The organism is Nonomuraea sp. NPDC059007 (assembly GCF_042740555.1).
Taxonomy (GTDB): Bacteria; Actinomycetota; Actinomycetes; order Streptosporangiales; family Streptosporangiaceae; genus Nonomuraea.
The window spans coordinates 177,373-194,189 of the sequence record NZ_JBHYJD010000005.1 but is presented as its reverse complement, the minus strand read 5'-3'; the positions used below and the strand labels follow the sequence as shown (position 1 = coordinate 194,189).

Here is a 16,817-nt window from a genome sequence, read left to right as displayed (position 1 = left end):
CGTGGAGCGTCGTCTGATCATGGTCTCGGCCTGTGCCTTCTTCGTCGCGGGCGTGGTGTACAGCGCCTGGGTGCCGGGCCAGTTCGCCAGCCCGGCGGTCGACCCGGCCGAGGGCTACCTCAGCGAACTGGCCGCCCGCGACCAGCCCTGGTCGCGGCTGTTCCGGCTGGCCGACGTGCTGGCCGGGCTGGCCGTCGTGGTCGGCGTCGCGCTCGCGCCCAGGGCGCCCGCCGCGTGGGGCGGCTGGCTGGCCCTGGCGCTGTTCGGCGTGTTCACGATCGCCGACGGCGCGCTGCCGCTGGACTGCGCGGTCGTCAGCGATCCGGCGTGCGAGCGCGGCCCGCTGTCGCTGCCGCACCACCTCCACACGCTCACCAGCACGCTCGCCTCCGTCGCCGTCCTGGCCGCGATGGTGGAGCTGGCCAGGAGCTGGCGTACGCGCACCGCCGTCCTCCTGGCCGGCGCGTACGTGCTGGCCAGTGTGCTCACGCTGGTCGCGGTCACCGCCGCCCACCTCATCGGGGTGGCACAGCGCTTCCAGGTCCTGGTGATCGCGCTCTGGCTGGTGTACGTGGCCGCGCGCCTGCTGGCCGCGCCCCAGCCCGTGCGGGACGAGAGCCGCCCGCACGTGGTCGAGGACGGCCGCGGCCCCGCCGTCCTGGTGGCCGCCGGGATGGGCGGCGCCTGGTTCCATTGGGATGCCGTGGCCGCCGGGCTCGCCTCCGCGCACCGCGTGATCCGCTTCGACCGCCCCGGACTCGGCCGCAGCCCCGCCCCCCAGACCCCGCCCACCCTGTACGGCGAGGCCGCCCGCCTGGCCGCGCTGGCCCCCTCCCACCCCGAGAAGGTGGCGGTGATCGCCCATTCGGTGGCCGCCTGGCACGCCGAGGCCTTCGCCCGCCTGCACCCGCTGCGCGTCTCCCGCGTGGTCCTCGTGGACCCGAGCTGCCGCACGAAGCCCGGCCGCGGCACCTCGGCCCCCGGCAGGGCGCTGGGCCGCTGGCTGCCGGCCTTCGGCGGGACGTGGGCCGCCGCGGCGCTGGCGCGCTGCTTCGGTCCGCTGGCGCACCGGCTGGCCGGTGGCGGGCCCGACCGGGCGGGCGTCTACCGCGAGGGCAAGGTGCTGGCGGCGGTCGCGGGGGAGTGGCTGGCCTACCGGGACATGGCCGCCGAGCTGGAGCTGATCCGGCGGGAGCATCCCTATCCGCGGGTGCCGACGCTGGTGATCACGGCCGGGCGTACCGACGGCTGCCAGGAGCGGCTGGCCGACGCGCTCGGCGCGGACCTGTTGCGGCTGCCGCGGGTGGGGCACCAGGTCCAGCTTGACGCTCCCGAGGCCATCACCAGGTCATTTAACGGAAAGTAGCCGGGTATATCCGGCCAATGACGACGCGCTGGAGGTGGGTGCCGAAGGTCCTGGCCGGGATCCTGGCCGCCCTGGCCGTCTACTGCGCGCTGATCGCGCTGGTCCGGCCCCTGCGCGCGCTGCTGCGGCCGGTCACCGACACCTTCAACGACCTCGTCTTCCCCGCCGAGCCCAACCTGGCCTACGCCGTCTTCCTGGCCCTGCTGGCCGGGGCCGTCGCCCGGCGCAAGCGGGCCGCGTACCGGCTGATGCTGGTCTTCCTGATCTTCACGCTGGTCCTGCTGGCGCTCTACGGGCTGATCGTCTGGCTGGAGCCGGCGGCGGGCGAGGACTATCCGGCATGGAGGGTCGCGGTCAACTTCGGCGTGACGCTCGTCCTGCTCCTGCTGCTGGTGGCCGCGCGCGCGGAGTTCTTCGCCAAGACCCAGCGGGCCGCCTTCCGCAAGGCCCTGCTCACGCTCGTGGCCGGGCTGCTGGTCTCGGTCGGCGTCGGGTACGCGCTGATCAGCGCCTTCCACGGCACGCTCCGGCGGCAGGACCGGCTGCCGTGGGTGATCGAGAAGGCGCTCGGCGGCGCGATCACGCTCGACTTCGACCGTGAGGGGTACGGGCCGGCCTGGGTGGCGTTCACGATCGGGCTGCTGAGCGCGATCGCGCTGCTGTGGGCGTTCGCGGTGCTGTTCCGCTCGCAGTGGGCCATCGCCGAACTGCTGCCCGGCGACGAGGCCAGGCTCCGCGAACTGCTGGCCGCCGAGGGCGAGCGCGACTCGCTCGGCTACTTCGCCACCCGCCGCGACCGGGCCGCGATCTTCTCGCCGAGCGGCAAGAGCGCGGTCTCCTACCGCGTCGTCAGCGGGGTGAGCCTGGCCGGCGGCGACCCGATCGGCGACGTCGAGGCCTGGGAGCCCGCCATCGCCCGCTGGCGGCGCCAGGCAGAGGAGTACGGCTGGACGCCCGCCGCCATCGGCGCCGGCGAGGAGGGCGCCCGCGCCTACGCCCGCGCCGGGCTCAAGATCCTGCAACTCGGCGACGAGGCGATCCTGCACGTGGCCGCCTTCACCCTCGACGGCCGCGAGATGCGCGGCGTACGGCAGGCGGTCAACCGGGTCGGGCGCGCCGGATACACGCTGCGGATACGCCGGCACGCCGAGCTGTCACCCGAGGAGATGCGCAGCGTCATCGCCAAGGCCGACGCCTGGCGCGACACCGAGACCGAGCGCGGCTTCTCCATGGCGCTCGGCCGGCTCGGCGACCCTGCCGACGGCCGCTGCGTGCTCGTCGAGGCGCTCACCGCGGGCGGCGACGAGGCGGCGATCCTGTCGTTCGTCCCGTGGGGCGAGCGCGGGCTCTCGCTCGACCTCATGCGCCGCGACCGGGGTGCCGACAACGGGCTCATGGAGTTCATGGTCACAGGCTTGGCCGAGCGGGCGCCCGAGCTGGGCGTCGAGCGGATCTCGCTCAACTTCGCCGTCTTCCGCGCCGCCTTCGAGGAGGGCGCCAGGATCGGGGCGGGGCCGGTGCTGCGGGCGTGGCGGCGGCTGCTGCTGTTCTTCTCGCGCTGGTGGCAGCTGGAGTCGCTCTACCGGTCGAACGTGAAGTACCGGCCCGAGTGGGTGCCGCGCTTCCTCGCCTACGCCGACAACCGCGACCTGCCCAAGGTCGGGCTGGCCTCGGCGGTGGCGGAGGGGTTCCTGGCCGGGCCGAGCCTGCCCACGCTGCTGCGGCGCGGCGAGGGCCGGGCGGTCGCGTCCGTGACGCCGGTCGCCCTCGAAGCGCCCGCCGCCGAGGCCGCGCCCGCCGCTTCCGCCGGGCCGCCGGAGCAGGACGGGGTCCGGGCGGGGAAGCTGGCGCTGGTGGCGGAGCCGTACCCGGTGAACTTCCCGCGCACGCACACGACGGCGCAGGCCGGTCAGGTCGGCGAGATGGTGGCGGTGGCCGGGCGGGTGATGCTGGTGCGCGACCACGGCGGCATCCTGTTCGCGACGCTGCGCGACTGGGCGGGGGAGCGGCAGCTCATGATCACCGACCCGGAGCTGCGGGCCCGCTGGCGGCGCGTCGTGGACCTCGGCGACCACGTCGGGGTCCACGGGCGGGTCGAGCGCTCCGGCACGGGCGAGGTCTCCGTGCTGGCCCGGGACTGGACGCTGACCGGCAAATGCCTGCACCCCCTGCCCGACAAGCACCGCGGGCTGACCGACCCCGAGGCCCGCGTGCGCCGCCGCCACCTCGACCTGATCACCTCACCCGCCGCGCGGGAGATGCTGCGGGTACGGGCCGCCGCCATCCGGGCCCTGCGCGACGGCCTGGTACGGCGGGGTTTCCTGGAGGTCGAGACCCCGATCCTGCAGCCGGTGCACGGCGGGGCGAGCGCGCGCCCGTTCCGCACCCACATCCATGCCTACGACCTGGACCTGTACCTGCGGATCGCGCCCGAACTCTACCTCAAGCGATTGTGCGTGGGCGGGGTGGAACGGGTGTTCGAGCTGGGCAGGACGTTCAGGAACGAGGGGGTGTCGCACAAGCACAACCCGGAGTTCACCATGCTGGAGGCCTACCAGGCGTACGCCGACTACCGGGACATGCTGGACCTCACCCGCTCGCTGATCCAGGAGGCGGCCCAGGCGGCGCTGGGCGGACTGATCGTGCAAGGGGTGGACATCTCGGGCGAGTGGCCCGTCGTCCCGGTCAACCAGGCGATCTCCGCGGCCGCCGGTGAGGAGGTGAGCGCGGCCACCGGGGCGCCGGAGCTGAGGAAGCTCTGTGACCGGCTCGGCGTGCCGTACCACCCGAAGTGGCGGCGTGGGGAGCTGGTCCTGGAGCTGTACGAGCGGCTGGTCGAGGCGCGGACCACCGCGCCCGCCTTCTACGTCGACTTCCCCGCCGACGTCTCGCCGCTGACGCGCCCGCACCGCGACGACCCCCGGCTGGCCGAGCGCTGGGACCTGGTGGCGTTCGGGGCGGAGCTGGGCACCGCCTACTCCGAGCTGACCGACCCGGCCGAGCAGCGACGGCGGCTGGCCGAGCAGTCGTTGCTGGCCGCCGGGGGCGATCCCGAGGCGATGGAGCTGGACGAGGACTTCCTGGCCGCGCTGGAGTACGCCATGCCGCCGACCGGCGGGCTCGGCCTCGGCGTGGACCGGCTCGTCATGCTCCTGACCGGCGCGCCCATCCGCCAGACGCTGCCTTTCCCGCTGGTACGTCCCGCAAAGAGATGACGAGATTGCCAGACACCCACCACAATGGCCGGGAAAGTCGCCAAATGTGGGGGTGGGGATGCCGGAGCTCGTTGCCCTGCGGGCGGGAGACCCCGGCAGGGTCGGGGCCTACGACCTGACCGGCCGCCTGGGCGAGGGCGGGCAGGGCACCGTCTACCTCGGCGAGAACTCCGCCGGAGTCAAGGTCGCCGTCAAGCTGCTCCGCGCCGACCTGGCCGGGGACGAGGACGCCTCCGAGCGTTTCGTCCGCGAGGTCGCCATGGCCCGCCGGGTCGCGCCCTTCTGCACCGCCCAGGTGATCGAGACCGGGCTGCTGAACGGCCGGCCGTACATCGTCAGCGAGTACATCGACGGGCCGACGCTGCACGAGGTCGTCCAGCGGGAGGGGCCGCGCTCCGGCCCCGCGCTGCACCGCCTGGCGATCGGCACCGTCACCGCGCTGGTCGCGATCCACCAGGCCGGGATCGTGCACCGCGACTTCAAGCCGTCCAACGTGGTGCTCGCCCCCGACGGGCCGCGGGTGATCGACTTCGGCATCGCCAAGGCGCTCGACCTCACCTCCACGCTCACCGCCACCGCCATCGGCACGCCCGCCTTCATGGCGCCGGAGCAGCTCACCGACGCGGTGCCCGGTCCACGGGCGGACATGCACGCGTGGGCCTCCACGATGCTGTACGCCGCCACCGGGCACACGCCCTTCGGCGCCGACAGCCTGCCCGCCATGGTCAACCGCATTCTCAACGCGGCGCCCGACATCAGCGGCATCGCCGATCCGCAACTGCGCGCGCTGGTCCAGGACTGCCTGGCCAAGGACCCGAGCCGGCGGCCGAGCGCGGGGGACGCGCTGATGCGCCTGCTGGGGCACGCGCCGGGTGGTCCCTTCGGGCAGGCGCCCGACTCGGGCCCGTCGGCGCCCGGCCTGCTGGTCGAGGGCACGGCCGTGGCCGCGGGGCCGGGCGGGACGCCGTTCGCGCCCCCGGACGCCCGCCCCTCCACCGGCCCCACCGGGATGCCGCCGGGCCACGGGACGCCGCAGCACACCGGGCCACCGCAGAACATGGGCATGCAGCCAGGCCACGGGATGCAGCAGGGCCACGGGATGCAGCAGGGCGCCGGGATGCCGCCGCGGCAGGGAGCCCCGCAGACGCCATCGCCGCAGGGGATGCCGCACGGGCAGCGGATGCACGGAGTGCCTCCCGGGCAGGGGACGTGGGTGGGGCCGCCGGCCGTACCGGCCGCTCATCTGCCGCCCCCGCAGCACTCGCGGCCCATGCGTCAGCCACCGGCCACCGTGCCGCGCGGCATGCGCACGGGCTGGGTGATCGCGGCGGCCGCCGTCGCGGTGCTGGTGCTGGCGGTCGTCGGCGTGGTCACGGCCACCCGGCTGGCGGGCGGCCCGGTGACGACCTCCGCAACCCCCAGGACGTCGCGCCCGGCCACGCCCGCCCCCACCACCCGGAACCCCTCATCGCCGCCGGTGGCCACCAAACGGTTCACGCTGCCCGGAACGGTGATGACGGTCGAGGAGCACGAGGACGACCCGATCAAGCTCATCTCCTACAGCGCCGACAGCGGCAAGCGCGTCTACGTCAGAAAGGCGGGCGCCGACCGCTTCGTCCTCAACCGCGCCTACTTCGAGTACGCGCTCAACACCACCGGCGCCCGCGCCCTGGCCACCGACGCCGACTACAGCAGCGACGGCTACTCCCAGGTCTCGATCGTCGAGCACGTCACCGGCGTCAAGCGCACGATCAAGCTGACCGCCGCCCCCGTCTACCCGAGCGCGCCCCGCTGGTCGCCGGACGGCAGGCTGGGCCTGTTCACCCTGTACAAGGCCACCGACAACGACAGCGTCCCGTACGGCTACGCCATCCTCGACATCGCCACCGGCAAGCCCCGCGTCTTCCAGATCAAGGACGTCGACACCAGCACCTACGACTACTTCTGGGACGGCGACGGCGAGTCCGTCGGCACCTGGGCGAACGGCGACATGCGCTTCTTCGACCTCGAAGGCAAGCCGGTGGCCCGCACTCTGCCGGACGGCGGCCACCCGCTGTGGGTCGAGAGCGACGTGCTGTCGCCCTCGGGCACCCACTACCTCGCCTACTGCGACGAGGCGGGCAGCAGCCTGTGCGCCAAGCCCGTCTCCGGCCAGGGCGGGAGCAGACCGCCCATCCCGGTCCAGACCAACCGGCTGATCGGCTGGTGGGACGAGGACCACGTCGCGATCTGGCGCGTGCACGCCGGCGGCTACCAGGCCGTGGTCGTCGACATGAAGGGCGACACGAAGCGGGTCCTGGCCACGGCGCCCAGGAAGAAGGACTTCGACGCCATGGGCTTCCTCTACACGCGAGGAGCACACTAGGCGCTTAGGATCAAGAAGCTCCGGACGCCTCAAAGGGGGTACACGTGGACAGCCAGCAGATCACCGTGCTCGGTCAGGGCGCGGTCTCGGCCGCCCCCGACGCCATGCGGCTCAACGTCGGCGTCGAGGTGCGCAAGGCGAGCGCCGGTGAGGCCTTCGCCGCCGTCCGCGCCGCCGCCGTCCGGCTCCTGCGGACGCTGGGCGAGGCCGGCCTGGCCGCCAAGGACCTGCGCACCAGCGAGCTGTCGCTGGGGCCCGAGTACGAGAACTACCCGAAGATCTCCGCCTACCGTGCCGCCCAGGGCGTCGAGGCGATGGTGCGCGACCTGTCGCAGGCCGACCGGATCATCGACCTCGTGGCGGGGGTCGGCGAGGAGGCCAGGCTCAACGGCGTGAGCTTCGAGATCTCCGACCCGGTCGCGGCGCTCAAGGACGCGCGCGACCGGGCCTTCAAGGACGCCAGGGCCAAGGCGGAGCAGTACGCGGGCCTGGCGGGCCGTCCGCTCGGCCAGGTCGTGTCCATCAGCGAGGAGGCCGACGCCCCGCCGCGGCCGATGATGATGGCCGCGGCGGCCATGGCCGACCAGTCCTCGATCAGCCCGGGTGAGCAGTCCGTCACGGTGTCGGTCCGCGTCGTCTACGCCTTCGGCGGCTGATCCGTTACGGCAGCGCCAGCATGCGGTCGAGGGCGACCTTGGCCCAGTGGGCGGTGTCCGGCTCGACCGTGATCTGGTTGACCGTCTCACCGAGGGCGAGCGACTCCAGCGCCCACACCAGGTGGGGCAGGTCGATCCGGTTCATGGTGGAGCAGTAGCAGACCGTCTTGTCCAGGAACGAGACGCTCTTGTCGGGGAACATCTGGGCCAGCCGCTTGACCAGGTTCAGCTCGGTGCCGATGGCCCAGCTGGACCCGGCGGGAGCGGCCTGGAGCGTCTTGATGATGTACTCGGTCGAGCCCACGTAGTCGGCCTTCAGCACGACGTCATGCCGGCACTCCGGGTGCACCAGCACGTTGACGCCGGGGATGCGGGCCCGCACGTCGTCCACGGACTCGGCGGTGAAGCGCCCGTGCACCGAGCAGTGGCCCTTCCACAGGATCATCTTCGCCCCGGCGACCTCGCCGATGTCGTTGGGCCGGTGCGGATTCCACACCACGCAGTCCTCCAGCGACATGCCCAACTCCAGCACCGCGGTGTTGCGCCCGAGGTGCTGGTCGGGCAGGAACAGCACCTGCTTGCCCTGCTCGAACGCCCACTCCAGAGCCCGCCTGGCGTTGGAGGACGTGCACACCACGCCGCCGTGCCGTCCGCAGAAGGCCTTGATGTCGGCGCTGGAGTTCATGTACGTGACGGGCACGACGTCGCCGGCCAGCCCCGCGTCCTCCAGCGCCTCCCAGCACTCCTCCACCTGGTCGAAGGTGGCCATGTCGGCCATCGAGCACCCGGCCGCCAGGTCGGGCAGCACCACGCGCTGATCCGGCCCGGTCAGGATGTCGGCCGACTCGGCCATGAAGTGCACGCCGCAGAAGACGATGAACTCGGCTTCCGGCCGGGCGGCCGCCTGCTGGGCCAGCTTGAAGGAGTCACCGGTCACGTCGGCGAACTGGATGACCTCGTCGCGCTGGTAGTGGTGGCCGAGCACGAACACGCGCTCGCCCAGCGCCTCCTTCGCCTTGCGCGCCCGTTCGACCAGGTCAGGGTCGGAGGCGGCGGGAAGCTCGCCGGGACAGTCGACGCCGCGCTCGCTGCCCGCGTCGGCGCTCCTGCCAAGGATGAACAGCTGGGTGGTGGTCATGGCCGAACCCCTTATCGTCGGATTGACGATACTCATGATGGCATATCCCTTCCCTGTGCTTTGCCGTACCCCACCCCTTTTGCGGGGGTACGGCCGCCCGCACGGACGGTGGGGAATGTGAAGAGGCCGGCCGGTGTTGCTAACGTCTTAGTAGGAAGTCAGAAACAGACCGCGGGAGTTCGCACATGACGGTTGAGAGCAGCGAGACCACGACGCAGGGCCTGATCCTGACCGACGCGGCCTCGGCGAAGGTCAAGAGCCTGCTGGAGCAGCAGGGTGAGGAAGGCCTGCAGCTGCGGGTGGCCGTCCAGCCCGGTGGCTGTTCCGGCCTGCGCTACCAGCTCTTCTTCGACGACCGTTCGATGGACGGCGACGTGGTGACCGACTTCGGCGGCGTCGGTGTCGTGACGGACCGGATGAGCGCGCCGTACCTGCTGGGCGCGACGATCGACTTCGTCGACACCATTGAGAAGCAGGGCTTCACCATCGACAACCCCAACGCCACCGGCTCCTGCGCCTGTGGTGACTCCTTCAACTAAGAAGGCGTCCGCCGATCCGCCCCGGACCGCCTGACGGCGCCGGGGCTGTGGTCGTCGTCCAGCCGGCCTGGTGGCCGGTTGGTGGGAGGCCGCGTTCACCTTGGTGTGGACGTGGCCTTCGCATATCCTCGTGAGGCTCTACTTGGCCTGCAGACAACGAGGAAGAAGAATCCCGTGCGCATCGCCGTCACCGGCTCCATCGCGACAGACCATCTGATGACGTTCCCAGGAAGCTTCGGCGATCAGCTCATCGCCGAACAACTGGATCGGGTGTCACTTTCGTTCCTGGTCGACGACCTGCAGATCCGGCGGGGAGGCTGTGCGGCGAACATCGCGTTCGGCATGGGCTGCCTGGGCTTGGCCCCCATCCTTGTGGGCGCGGTCGGGCCCGACTTCGCCGACTACCGCTCCTGGCTGGAGCGCCACGGCGTCGACTGCGACTCGGTGCACGTGTCGGAGACTCACCACACCGCCAGGTTCCTGTGCACCACCGACGAGCACCACAACCAGATCGCCTCCTTCTACACGGGCGCGATGGCCGAAGCCAGGAACATCGAGCTGCAGCCGACCGCCGCCCGCGTGGGCGGGCTCGACCTGGTGCTGATCAGCCCCAACGACCCCGACGCGATGCTCAGGCACACCGACGAGTGCCGCCAGCGGGGCATCCCGTTCGCCGCCGACATCTCCCAGCAGCTGGCCCGCATGGCCGACGAGCAGATCCGTCAGCTCGTCGACGGGGCCGCGTACCTCTTCTCCAACGACTACGAGAAGGGGCTCATCGAGCAGAAGACCGGCTGGTCCGACGAGGAGATCCTGGACCGCGTGGGCGTGCGCATCACCACGCTGGGCCCGAAGGGCGCGGTCATCGCGCGCAAGGGCGAGCCGTCCATCCAGGTCGCGCCCGCGCCCGAACTCGGCAAGGCCGACCCGACCGGCGTCGGCGACGCCTTCCGCGCGGGCTTCCTGTCGGCGCTGGCGTGGGGCCTGTCGCTGGAGCGCTGCGGCCAGGTGGGCAACCTCACCGCCACGCACGTGCTGGAGCGCGTCGGCGGCCAGGAGTACGAGCTGGGCCAGAAGTCCTTCCTGGAGCGCTTCACGGCCGCCTACGGCGCCGAGGCGGCCGCCGAGATCTCCGGCCACGTCAAGTGCCACTACGCCTGATCCAGGCGACGGGCGCGGCCGTCAACGCCGCGCCCGCTCCCTCCCCGGTACGGCCCGGCCGTCACACCCCCGCGTAGACGCGGTGCACGAACCCGGCGAGCTGGTCGTCCGGCAGGTGCTTGGCCAGGTCCGCCTCGCTGATCATTCCGATGATGCGGTGGTTCTCGATCACCGGCAGCCGGCGGATCTGGTTCTCCTCCATCCGGGCCAGCGCCTCCTCCACGGTGGCGTCGGCCGGGACCCACACCAGCCCGGTGGCCAGGTCGCCGGCGGTGACCCTGGACGGGTCGTGGCCCTCGGCGATGCACTTGGTGACGATGTCACGGTCGGTGATGATGCCCTTGAGCCGGTCGTCGGAACCGCAGATCGGCAGCGCCCCGACCCCGCGGTCGCGCATCATCTGCGCCGCCCGGTCCAGGGTCTCGTGGGCGGCGATGCACTCCACGCCCGCGCTCATCAGGTCGCGGGCGGTCTCGTGCGGGTGTCCAGCGGTCATCGGATTCCCCCCGAAATGAGATGACATTCCCGCACGGTTCTACCCAAAATCGCAGGTCAGTAATTGCGCCGCACGTGGATCGCCCAGCCGCCGCCGGGCAGCTCGTACGTGCCCACGTGCGGATGCGATTTCAACCGGCACCAGGCGGGCACGTCGGTATAGGCGGCCGGATCGTCGGCCAGCACCGCCACCACCGCGTTGAGCGGAACGTAGTTGATCTGCTCGGCGAGCATGATGATCGGGATCGGGCACTTCTTCCCGAGCGCGTCGATCGTCAGTGCGGGCTGAGTCACTTCTGTCATGCCACTCCTGCGTCCTGCCGGATCCGGCGCACCATGTCGGGAAGGACCTCCAGGAACCTGTCCACCTCCGCCGCGGAAGCGCCACGGGGCAGCGAGACCCTGACGTTCCCGTGCGTGAGCACGCCCATCGCCTCCAACACATGCGATGGTCGAAGCGTACTAGCGGTGCACGAACTCCCGGACGATACCGCGAATCCCGCCTTGTCCAGCTCGGTGAGCAACACCTCCCCGTCGACGTACAGACAGGAGAAGGTGACGATGTGCGGCGCCCGCTCGACCGGCTCCCCGATGACCTCCACGTCGGGGACGATCTTCGGCACCGTGTTCCTGATCCGGTCCACGAGGGCCGACAGCCGCGCGTGCTCCTGCGCCGCCTCCGCGCTCATCGCGCGCAGCGCCGCCGCGGCCGCCACGATCGCCGGAACGTTCTCGTAGCCGGGCACCCGGCGGCGCTCGCGCTCGTCCTCCGGCAGGAACGAGCGGAACCTGGTGCCCTTGCGCACCGCCAGCACGCCCACCCCGGCCGGCCCGCCCCACTTGTGCGCGCTGGCCGTCAGCACCGACCAGCCCTCCGGTATCGGCAGCCGCCCCGCCGTCTGGGCGGCGTCGACCAGCAGCGGCACCCCGTGCTCGCGGCAGGCCGCCGCCGCCTCGGCCACCGGCTGGAGCGTGCCGACCTCGTGGTTGGCGGTCTGCAGGCAGGCGAGAGCCGTACCCTCGGCCGCGACCGCCGCCGTGAAGGCGGGCAGGTCGACGCGGCCGGTCAGCCCGACGCCCACGGTCTCGACCGTGCCGCCGTCGCGCTCGTGCACCCCCGCCGCGTGCAGGACGCTGGAGTGCTCCACCGCGCTGGTGATGAGATGGCGGCCGGTACGGCGCCGCCCGTGTAGGGTGCCGAGCACGCCGAGATGCACGGCCTGCGTGCCGGAAGAGGTGAACGACACCTCGTCAGGACGCGCGCCGAGTGCCTCTGCCACCTCCGTGCGGGCCTGCTCCAGCAGCAAGTGCGCGCGGCGGGCCTGGTTGTAGAGCCGTGCCGGATCGGCCCAGCCGACGTCCAGGGCCGCCAGATACGCCTCGCGTGCCTGGGGGTGAAGCGGCTCGGTGGAGGCCGCGTCGAAGTACGCCACGCGACTTATCGTCCCACTCCCGGCGCGCCATCGAGGGGGCGGGCGGGAGGGCGGGGCCCCTCCGCGCTAATGTGTCTGCAATCAGCTGTGCATTTGGAAATACGAGCGCCCAGGAGTGACTCCTGGGCTTCATCTGTGGGGTAGGCGATCCGTGAGTCCGACTCGCCGTTCGACGCGGCGTTCGTTGGTCCGGGGCAGAGTGCCACGCGCCGCCGCTTTGGCGTTGCTGCTGGCCTCCGCTACGGCGTGTGCGAATGATGTTCCCGAGGCCGACTGGTCCAGCGGCCTCCTGCCGAAGGGCGTAACCGAGCAGGGAAATGTCGTCGAGAGCCTCTGGAACGGGGCCTGGATCGCCGCTCTCGCCACCGGTGCCGTTGTCCTGGCCTTGATCCTTTGGGCATGCATCTTCCACCGTAAGCGGAAAAAGTCGGCCGAGCTGCCGCCGCAGGTTCGCTACAACCTGCCGATCGAGATCTTCTACACGCTCGTTCCGCTGGTCATGGTGTCGGTGTTCTTCTTCTACACCGCGCGTGACAGCAACACGCTGGAGAAGGTGTCGGCCACTCCCGACGTCAAGGTGAAGGTCGAGGCCTTCCAGTGGAGCTGGCGCTTCACCACCGAGGTCGGCGGCAAGAAGCTGACGCCCGTGGTGGGCCAGCCGGTCAGCGACTACAGGCAGGGGCCGCAGCTCGTGCTGCCCGTCGGCAAGACGGTCCAGTTCGACCTGTCCTCGCCTGACGTGATCCACTCCTTCTGGGTGCCCGCGTTCCGGTTCAAGCGTGACGTGATCCCCGGCATCAAGGAGGGCAACCCCGGCCGGGTCTTCGAGGTCAAGACGCTGAACGAGCCCGGTGTCTACGCGGGCCGTTGCGCGGAACTGTGCGGCGTCGACCACAGCCGCATGCTGTTCTCGGTGAAGCTCGTTGCGCAGGATGACTACGACAAGTACCTCGCACAGGCCGGGAGCACCCAGTGACCGCCATCCAAGAGCCGATCACCACGGCGCGTCCGACTCCCAAGGGCCGGATCATCGCGAAGTGGCTTTCCTCGACCGACCACAAGATCATCGGTCACCTGTACCTCATCACGTCGTTCGCGTTCTTCCTGATCGGCGGCGTGATGGCGCTGATCATGCGCGCCGAGCTGGCGCAGCCGGGCCTGCAGTTCACCTCGAACGAGCAGTTCAACCAGCTGTTCACCATGCACGGCACGATCATGCTGCTGATGTTCGCGACGCCGCTGTTCGCCGGCTTCGCCAACGAGCTGATGCCGCTGCAGATCGGCGCCCCCGATGTGGCCTTCCCCCGGCTGAACATGGTCAGCTACTGGCTCTACCTGTTCGGCAGCATCATCGCGGTGTCCGGGTTCTTCACCCCGAACGGCGCGGCCAGCTTCGGCTGGTTCGCCTACACGCCGCTGTCGAACGCGATCAGCTCGCCGGGACTCGGCGGTGACCTGTGGATCATGGGCCTGGCGCTGTCCGGCCTGGGCACGATCCTCGGCTCGGTCAACTTCATCACCACGATCATCTGCATGCGCGCGCCCGGCATGACCATGTTCCGGATGCCGATCTTCACCTGGAACGTCCTGCTCACCAGCATGCTCGTGCTGATGGCCTTCCCGGTGCTGGCCGCCGCGCTGCTCGCCCTGGAGGCCGACCGCAAGCTCGGCACCCACATCTTCGCCAGCGAGACCGGAGGCGCGCTGCTCTGGCAGCACCTGTTCTGGTTCTTCGGCCATCCCGAGGTGTACATCATCGCGCTGCCGTTCTTCGGCATCGTCACCGAGGTCCTGCCGGTCTTCAGCCGCAAGCCGATCTTCGGTTACATCTCGCTGGTCGCCGCGACCATCTCCATCGCGGGCCTGTCGATCACGGTCTGGGCGCACCACATGTTCCCGACCGGGCAAGTGCTGTTGCCGTTCTTCTCGTTCATGACGTTCCTCATCGCGGTGCCGACGGGCGTGAAGTTCTTCAACTGGATCGGCACGATGTGGCGGGGACACCTGTCGTTCGAGTCGCCGATGCTCTATTCGGTCGGCTTCCTGGTGACCTTCCTCCTGGGCGGCCTGACCGGCGTCATCCTGGCCTCGCCGCCGCTCGACTTCCACATCTCCGACACCTACTTCGTCGTGGCCCACTTCCACTACGTGGTCTTCGGCACCGTGGTGTTCGCGATGTTCGCGGGCTTCTTCTTCTGGTGGCCCAAGTTCACCGGCAAGATGCTCGACGACCGGCTCGGCAAGCTGCAGTTCTGGCTGCTGTTCATCGGCTTCCACACGACGTTCCTGGTCCAGCACTGGCTCGGCGTGCTCGGCTTCCCGCGCCGCTACGCCGACTACAGCCCGGCCGACGGCTTCACCGACCTCAACATGATCTCGTCGGTGGGCGCGTTCGTCCTGGGCATCTCGGTGCTGCCGTTCTTCTACAACGTGTGGAAGACCGCGCGCAGCGCGCCCAAGGTCACCGTGGACGACCCGTGGGGCTACGGCGGCTCGCTGGAGTGGGCCACCTCGTGCCCGCCGCCGCGGCACAACTTCACCTCGCTGCCGCGCATCCGCTCCGAGCGGCCCGCGTTCGACCTGCACTACCCGCACGTTTCGGCCAAGCAGGAGGTTGAGGCCTGATGAAGGTACAGGGTTGGCTGTTCCTGCTCTGCGGCCTGTTCTTCGCCGCCGTCGACGTCGCCTACTGGTTCTGGACCAAGTCGGCGACCGGGCAGGGCGAGCCGGTCGGCACCACGGCCATGGCCATCTCGGTCGGCTTCGCGTTCATGATCGGCTACTACCTGATGTTCACGGCGCGCCGGATCGGCGACCAGCCGGAGGACAACAAGCAGGGCGAGATCAGCGACGGCGCCGGTGAGATCGGCTTCTTCAGCCCGAGCTCCTGGTGGCCGCTGTTCCTCTGCCTGGCGGCGGCCTTCGCCTTCGCCGGGTTCGCGATCGGCCTCTGGATGTTCCTGATCGGGCTGTTCATGGTCGTCATGGCCATGATCGGGTTCGTGTTCCAGTACTACCGGGGCAACTTCTCCCACTGAGTCGGCGAAACGGGTGTTCTCCTCCGAACCGGGGGAGGGCACCCGTTTTTCGCGTTTTTTACCGCTTGCCATACGTGGCGTTTCGCTCACTGAGGGTAGTAACGGGACGTGAGCGGAGTGATCACATACGGGGGAGTTGTCGTGGGGCGCGTAACGACTGGATCGGCCGGGCTGCTTGCCCTGGCACTGGCGACCGCGTGCTCGGCGAGCAACGCGGCCGGAGCGGACGAGGGCGCGAGCCCGGTGGCGGCCGCGGCGGGAACCACCACCGTGTCGGTACTTCCGGCCAACCAGGCCGTGAACATCGGCACCGACGAGACCGTGATCGTCGCCGCGCCGGGCGGCGGCACGCTGAAGAGCGTCCGCGTCACCGGCCCCGGCACCACGCTGGCCGGCGTGCTCAGCGGCGACGGCACCCGCTGGCGCAGCACCCGCACCGCCAGGCCGGGCACCACCTACACCGTCTCCGTCACGACCGGCGACGGCAAGCAGACCACCAGCACGTTCACCACGGTCAAGGCCACCAAGAGCTTCGAGATCGAGCAGCTGACCCCGCACAAGGACAACACCGGCCTGACCGTCGGCGTCGGCATGCCCATCATGATCGTCTTCGACCGGGACATCACCGACCGGGTCAGCGTCGAGCGCAACCTGTACGTCAAGGCGAGCAAGCCCGTCGAGGGAGCCTGGCACTGGTTCGACGACCGGCACGTGGACTTCCGCCCCAAGACGTACTGGCCCGCGCACACCAAGGTCCGCCTCGAAGCGCGCCTGGCCGGCGTACGCGGCGGCCCCGGCATGTACGGCAAGCGCGACCACGTCCTCGACTTCAAGATCGGCCGCGAGCAGATCACCAAGGGCAGCACCGACACCCATTACCTGACCGTGCGCCGCGACGGCAAGAAGATCCGCGACATCCCGATGAGCGCCGGCCAGGGCGGCGTCTGGAAGTACCACACGACCTCCGGCGTCCACCTGGCGATGTCCCGCGAGCCGGTCACCATCATGATCTCGCCCGGCATCGGCCCCGGCTCGGCCGGCTACTACCGCATGACCGTCTACAACACCGTCCGCATCTCCAACAGCGGCGAGTACGTCCACAGCGCCCCCTGGTCCGTCGGCTCCCAGGGCTACTCCAACGTCAGCCACGGCTGCGTGAACATCAGCCCGACCAACGCCTCCTGGTTCATCAGGAACACCCTGATCGGCGACCCGATCATCATCACGGGCACGCCGCGCAAGCTGGAGCCCACCAACGGCTGGGGTCACTGGCAGGAGGACTGGAAGCAGTGGCTGCAGTGGAGCTCGATCAAGGCCGGCCGCACCGACGCGATGTAGGTCGCCCGGTCATGTAGAGAACGCGCGTGCCGTTCCGACTCTCCCGTGAAAGCAGGAGAGACAACGGAAAGGA

Annotated in this window: 14 protein-coding genes; 10 read left to right on the top strand and 4 right to left on the bottom strand. The window is 70.5% G+C overall.

The features are described from left to right. Position 1: 1 nt before the first annotated feature. The 4 genes from ACFWY5_RS10190 to ACFWY5_RS10175 are packed head-to-tail and all read left to right on the top strand — an operon-like array spanning position 2 to position 7,602. Positions 2-1,366 carry an alpha/beta fold hydrolase gene (locus ACFWY5_RS10190; protein ID WP_379631188.1) on the top strand — a complete coding sequence of 455 codons (1,365 nt, stop codon included), beginning with the start codon at positions 2-4 and terminating at the stop codon, positions 1,364-1,366. Between the two features lie 17 nt (positions 1,367-1,383). Further along, a complete protein-coding gene (gene lysX / locus ACFWY5_RS10185) occupies positions 1,384-4,581 on the top strand; it encodes a bifunctional lysylphosphatidylglycerol synthetase/lysine--tRNA ligase LysX (RefSeq protein WP_379631186.1) in 3,198 nt (1,065 codons plus the stop codon). 58 nt (positions 4,582-4,639) lie between these two features. Beyond that, positions 4,640-6,946, top strand: coding sequence for a protein kinase (locus ACFWY5_RS10180; RefSeq protein WP_379631184.1), 2,307 nt, complete (start codon positions 4,640-4,642; stop codon positions 6,944-6,946). A 44-nt stretch (positions 6,947-6,990) separates the two neighbouring features. Further along, positions 6,991-7,602 (top strand): SIMPL domain-containing protein, encoded by a 612-nt coding sequence (locus tag ACFWY5_RS10175; RefSeq protein ID WP_379631182.1) that lies wholly within the window; start codon positions 6,991-6,993, stop codon positions 7,600-7,602. 4 nt (positions 7,603-7,606) lie between these two features. Here the strand turns inward: ACFWY5_RS10175 and nadA are convergent, their stop codons facing one another. Next, positions 7,607-8,740 carry a quinolinate synthase NadA gene (gene nadA / locus ACFWY5_RS10170; protein ID WP_379631180.1) on the bottom strand — a complete coding sequence of 378 codons (1,134 nt, stop codon included), beginning with the start codon at positions 8,738-8,740 and terminating at the stop codon, positions 7,607-7,609. Positions 8,741-8,925: 185 nt separating this feature from the next. Here nadA and ACFWY5_RS10165 point away from each other — a divergent pair, with 185 nt between their 5' ends. Beyond that, on the top strand, positions 8,926-9,279 hold the full coding sequence (locus ACFWY5_RS10165; protein WP_184970832.1) for an iron-sulfur cluster assembly accessory protein: 354 nt from the start codon (positions 8,926-8,928) through the stop codon (positions 9,277-9,279). A 174-nt stretch (positions 9,280-9,453) separates the two neighbouring features. Then, on the top strand, positions 9,454-10,440 hold the full coding sequence (locus ACFWY5_RS10160) for a carbohydrate kinase family protein (RefSeq protein ID WP_379611594.1): 987 nt from the start codon (positions 9,454-9,456) through the stop codon (positions 10,438-10,440). Between the two features lie 61 nt (positions 10,441-10,501). Here the strand turns inward: ACFWY5_RS10160 and ACFWY5_RS10155 are convergent, their stop codons facing one another. The 3 genes from ACFWY5_RS10155 to ACFWY5_RS10145 are packed head-to-tail and all read right to left on the bottom strand — an operon-like array spanning position 10,502 to position 12,368. Then, entirely contained in the window at positions 10,502-10,936 is a 435-nt protein-coding gene (locus ACFWY5_RS10155) for a CBS domain-containing protein (protein WP_379611595.1), read from the bottom strand. Between the two features lie 56 nt (positions 10,937-10,992). Continuing rightward, on the bottom strand, positions 10,993-11,238 hold the full coding sequence (locus ACFWY5_RS10150) for a sulfurtransferase TusA family protein (protein WP_379611596.1): 246 nt from the start codon (positions 11,236-11,238) through the stop codon (positions 10,993-10,995). After that, complete coding sequence (locus tag ACFWY5_RS10145; RefSeq protein WP_379611597.1) at positions 11,235-12,368, bottom strand: cysteine desulfurase family protein; 1,134 nt, start codon at positions 12,366-12,368, stop codon at positions 11,235-11,237. The genes ACFWY5_RS10150 and ACFWY5_RS10145 overlap by 4 nt, the downstream gene beginning before the upstream one ends. Before the next feature lie 199 nt (positions 12,369-12,567). Here ACFWY5_RS10145 and ACFWY5_RS10140 point away from each other — a divergent pair, with 199 nt between their 5' ends. From ACFWY5_RS10140 to ACFWY5_RS10125, 4 genes are all read left to right on the top strand, one after another. Further along, a complete protein-coding gene (locus tag ACFWY5_RS10140) occupies positions 12,568-13,344 on the top strand; it encodes a cytochrome c oxidase subunit II (protein ID WP_379611598.1) in 777 nt (258 codons plus the stop codon). After that, positions 13,341-14,993, top strand: a complete 1,653-nt coding sequence (gene ctaD, locus ACFWY5_RS10135; protein WP_379611599.1) for a cytochrome c oxidase subunit I — start codon at positions 13,341-13,343, stop codon at positions 14,991-14,993. Before ACFWY5_RS10140 ends, ctaD begins: the two co-directional genes overlap by 4 nt. Further along, the gene (locus ACFWY5_RS10130) at positions 14,993-15,406 is read left to right on the top strand and encodes a cytochrome c oxidase subunit 4 (RefSeq protein WP_184970847.1); all 414 of its coding nucleotides are present in this window, start codon (positions 14,993-14,995) and stop codon (positions 15,404-15,406) included. Before ctaD ends, ACFWY5_RS10130 begins: the two co-directional genes overlap by 1 nt. Before the next feature lie 141 nt (positions 15,407-15,547). Continuing rightward, positions 15,548-16,744, top strand: a complete 1,197-nt coding sequence (locus tag ACFWY5_RS10125) for an Ig-like domain-containing protein (RefSeq protein WP_379631178.1) — start codon at positions 15,548-15,550, stop codon at positions 16,742-16,744. Positions 16,745-16,817: the final 73 nt, after the last annotated feature.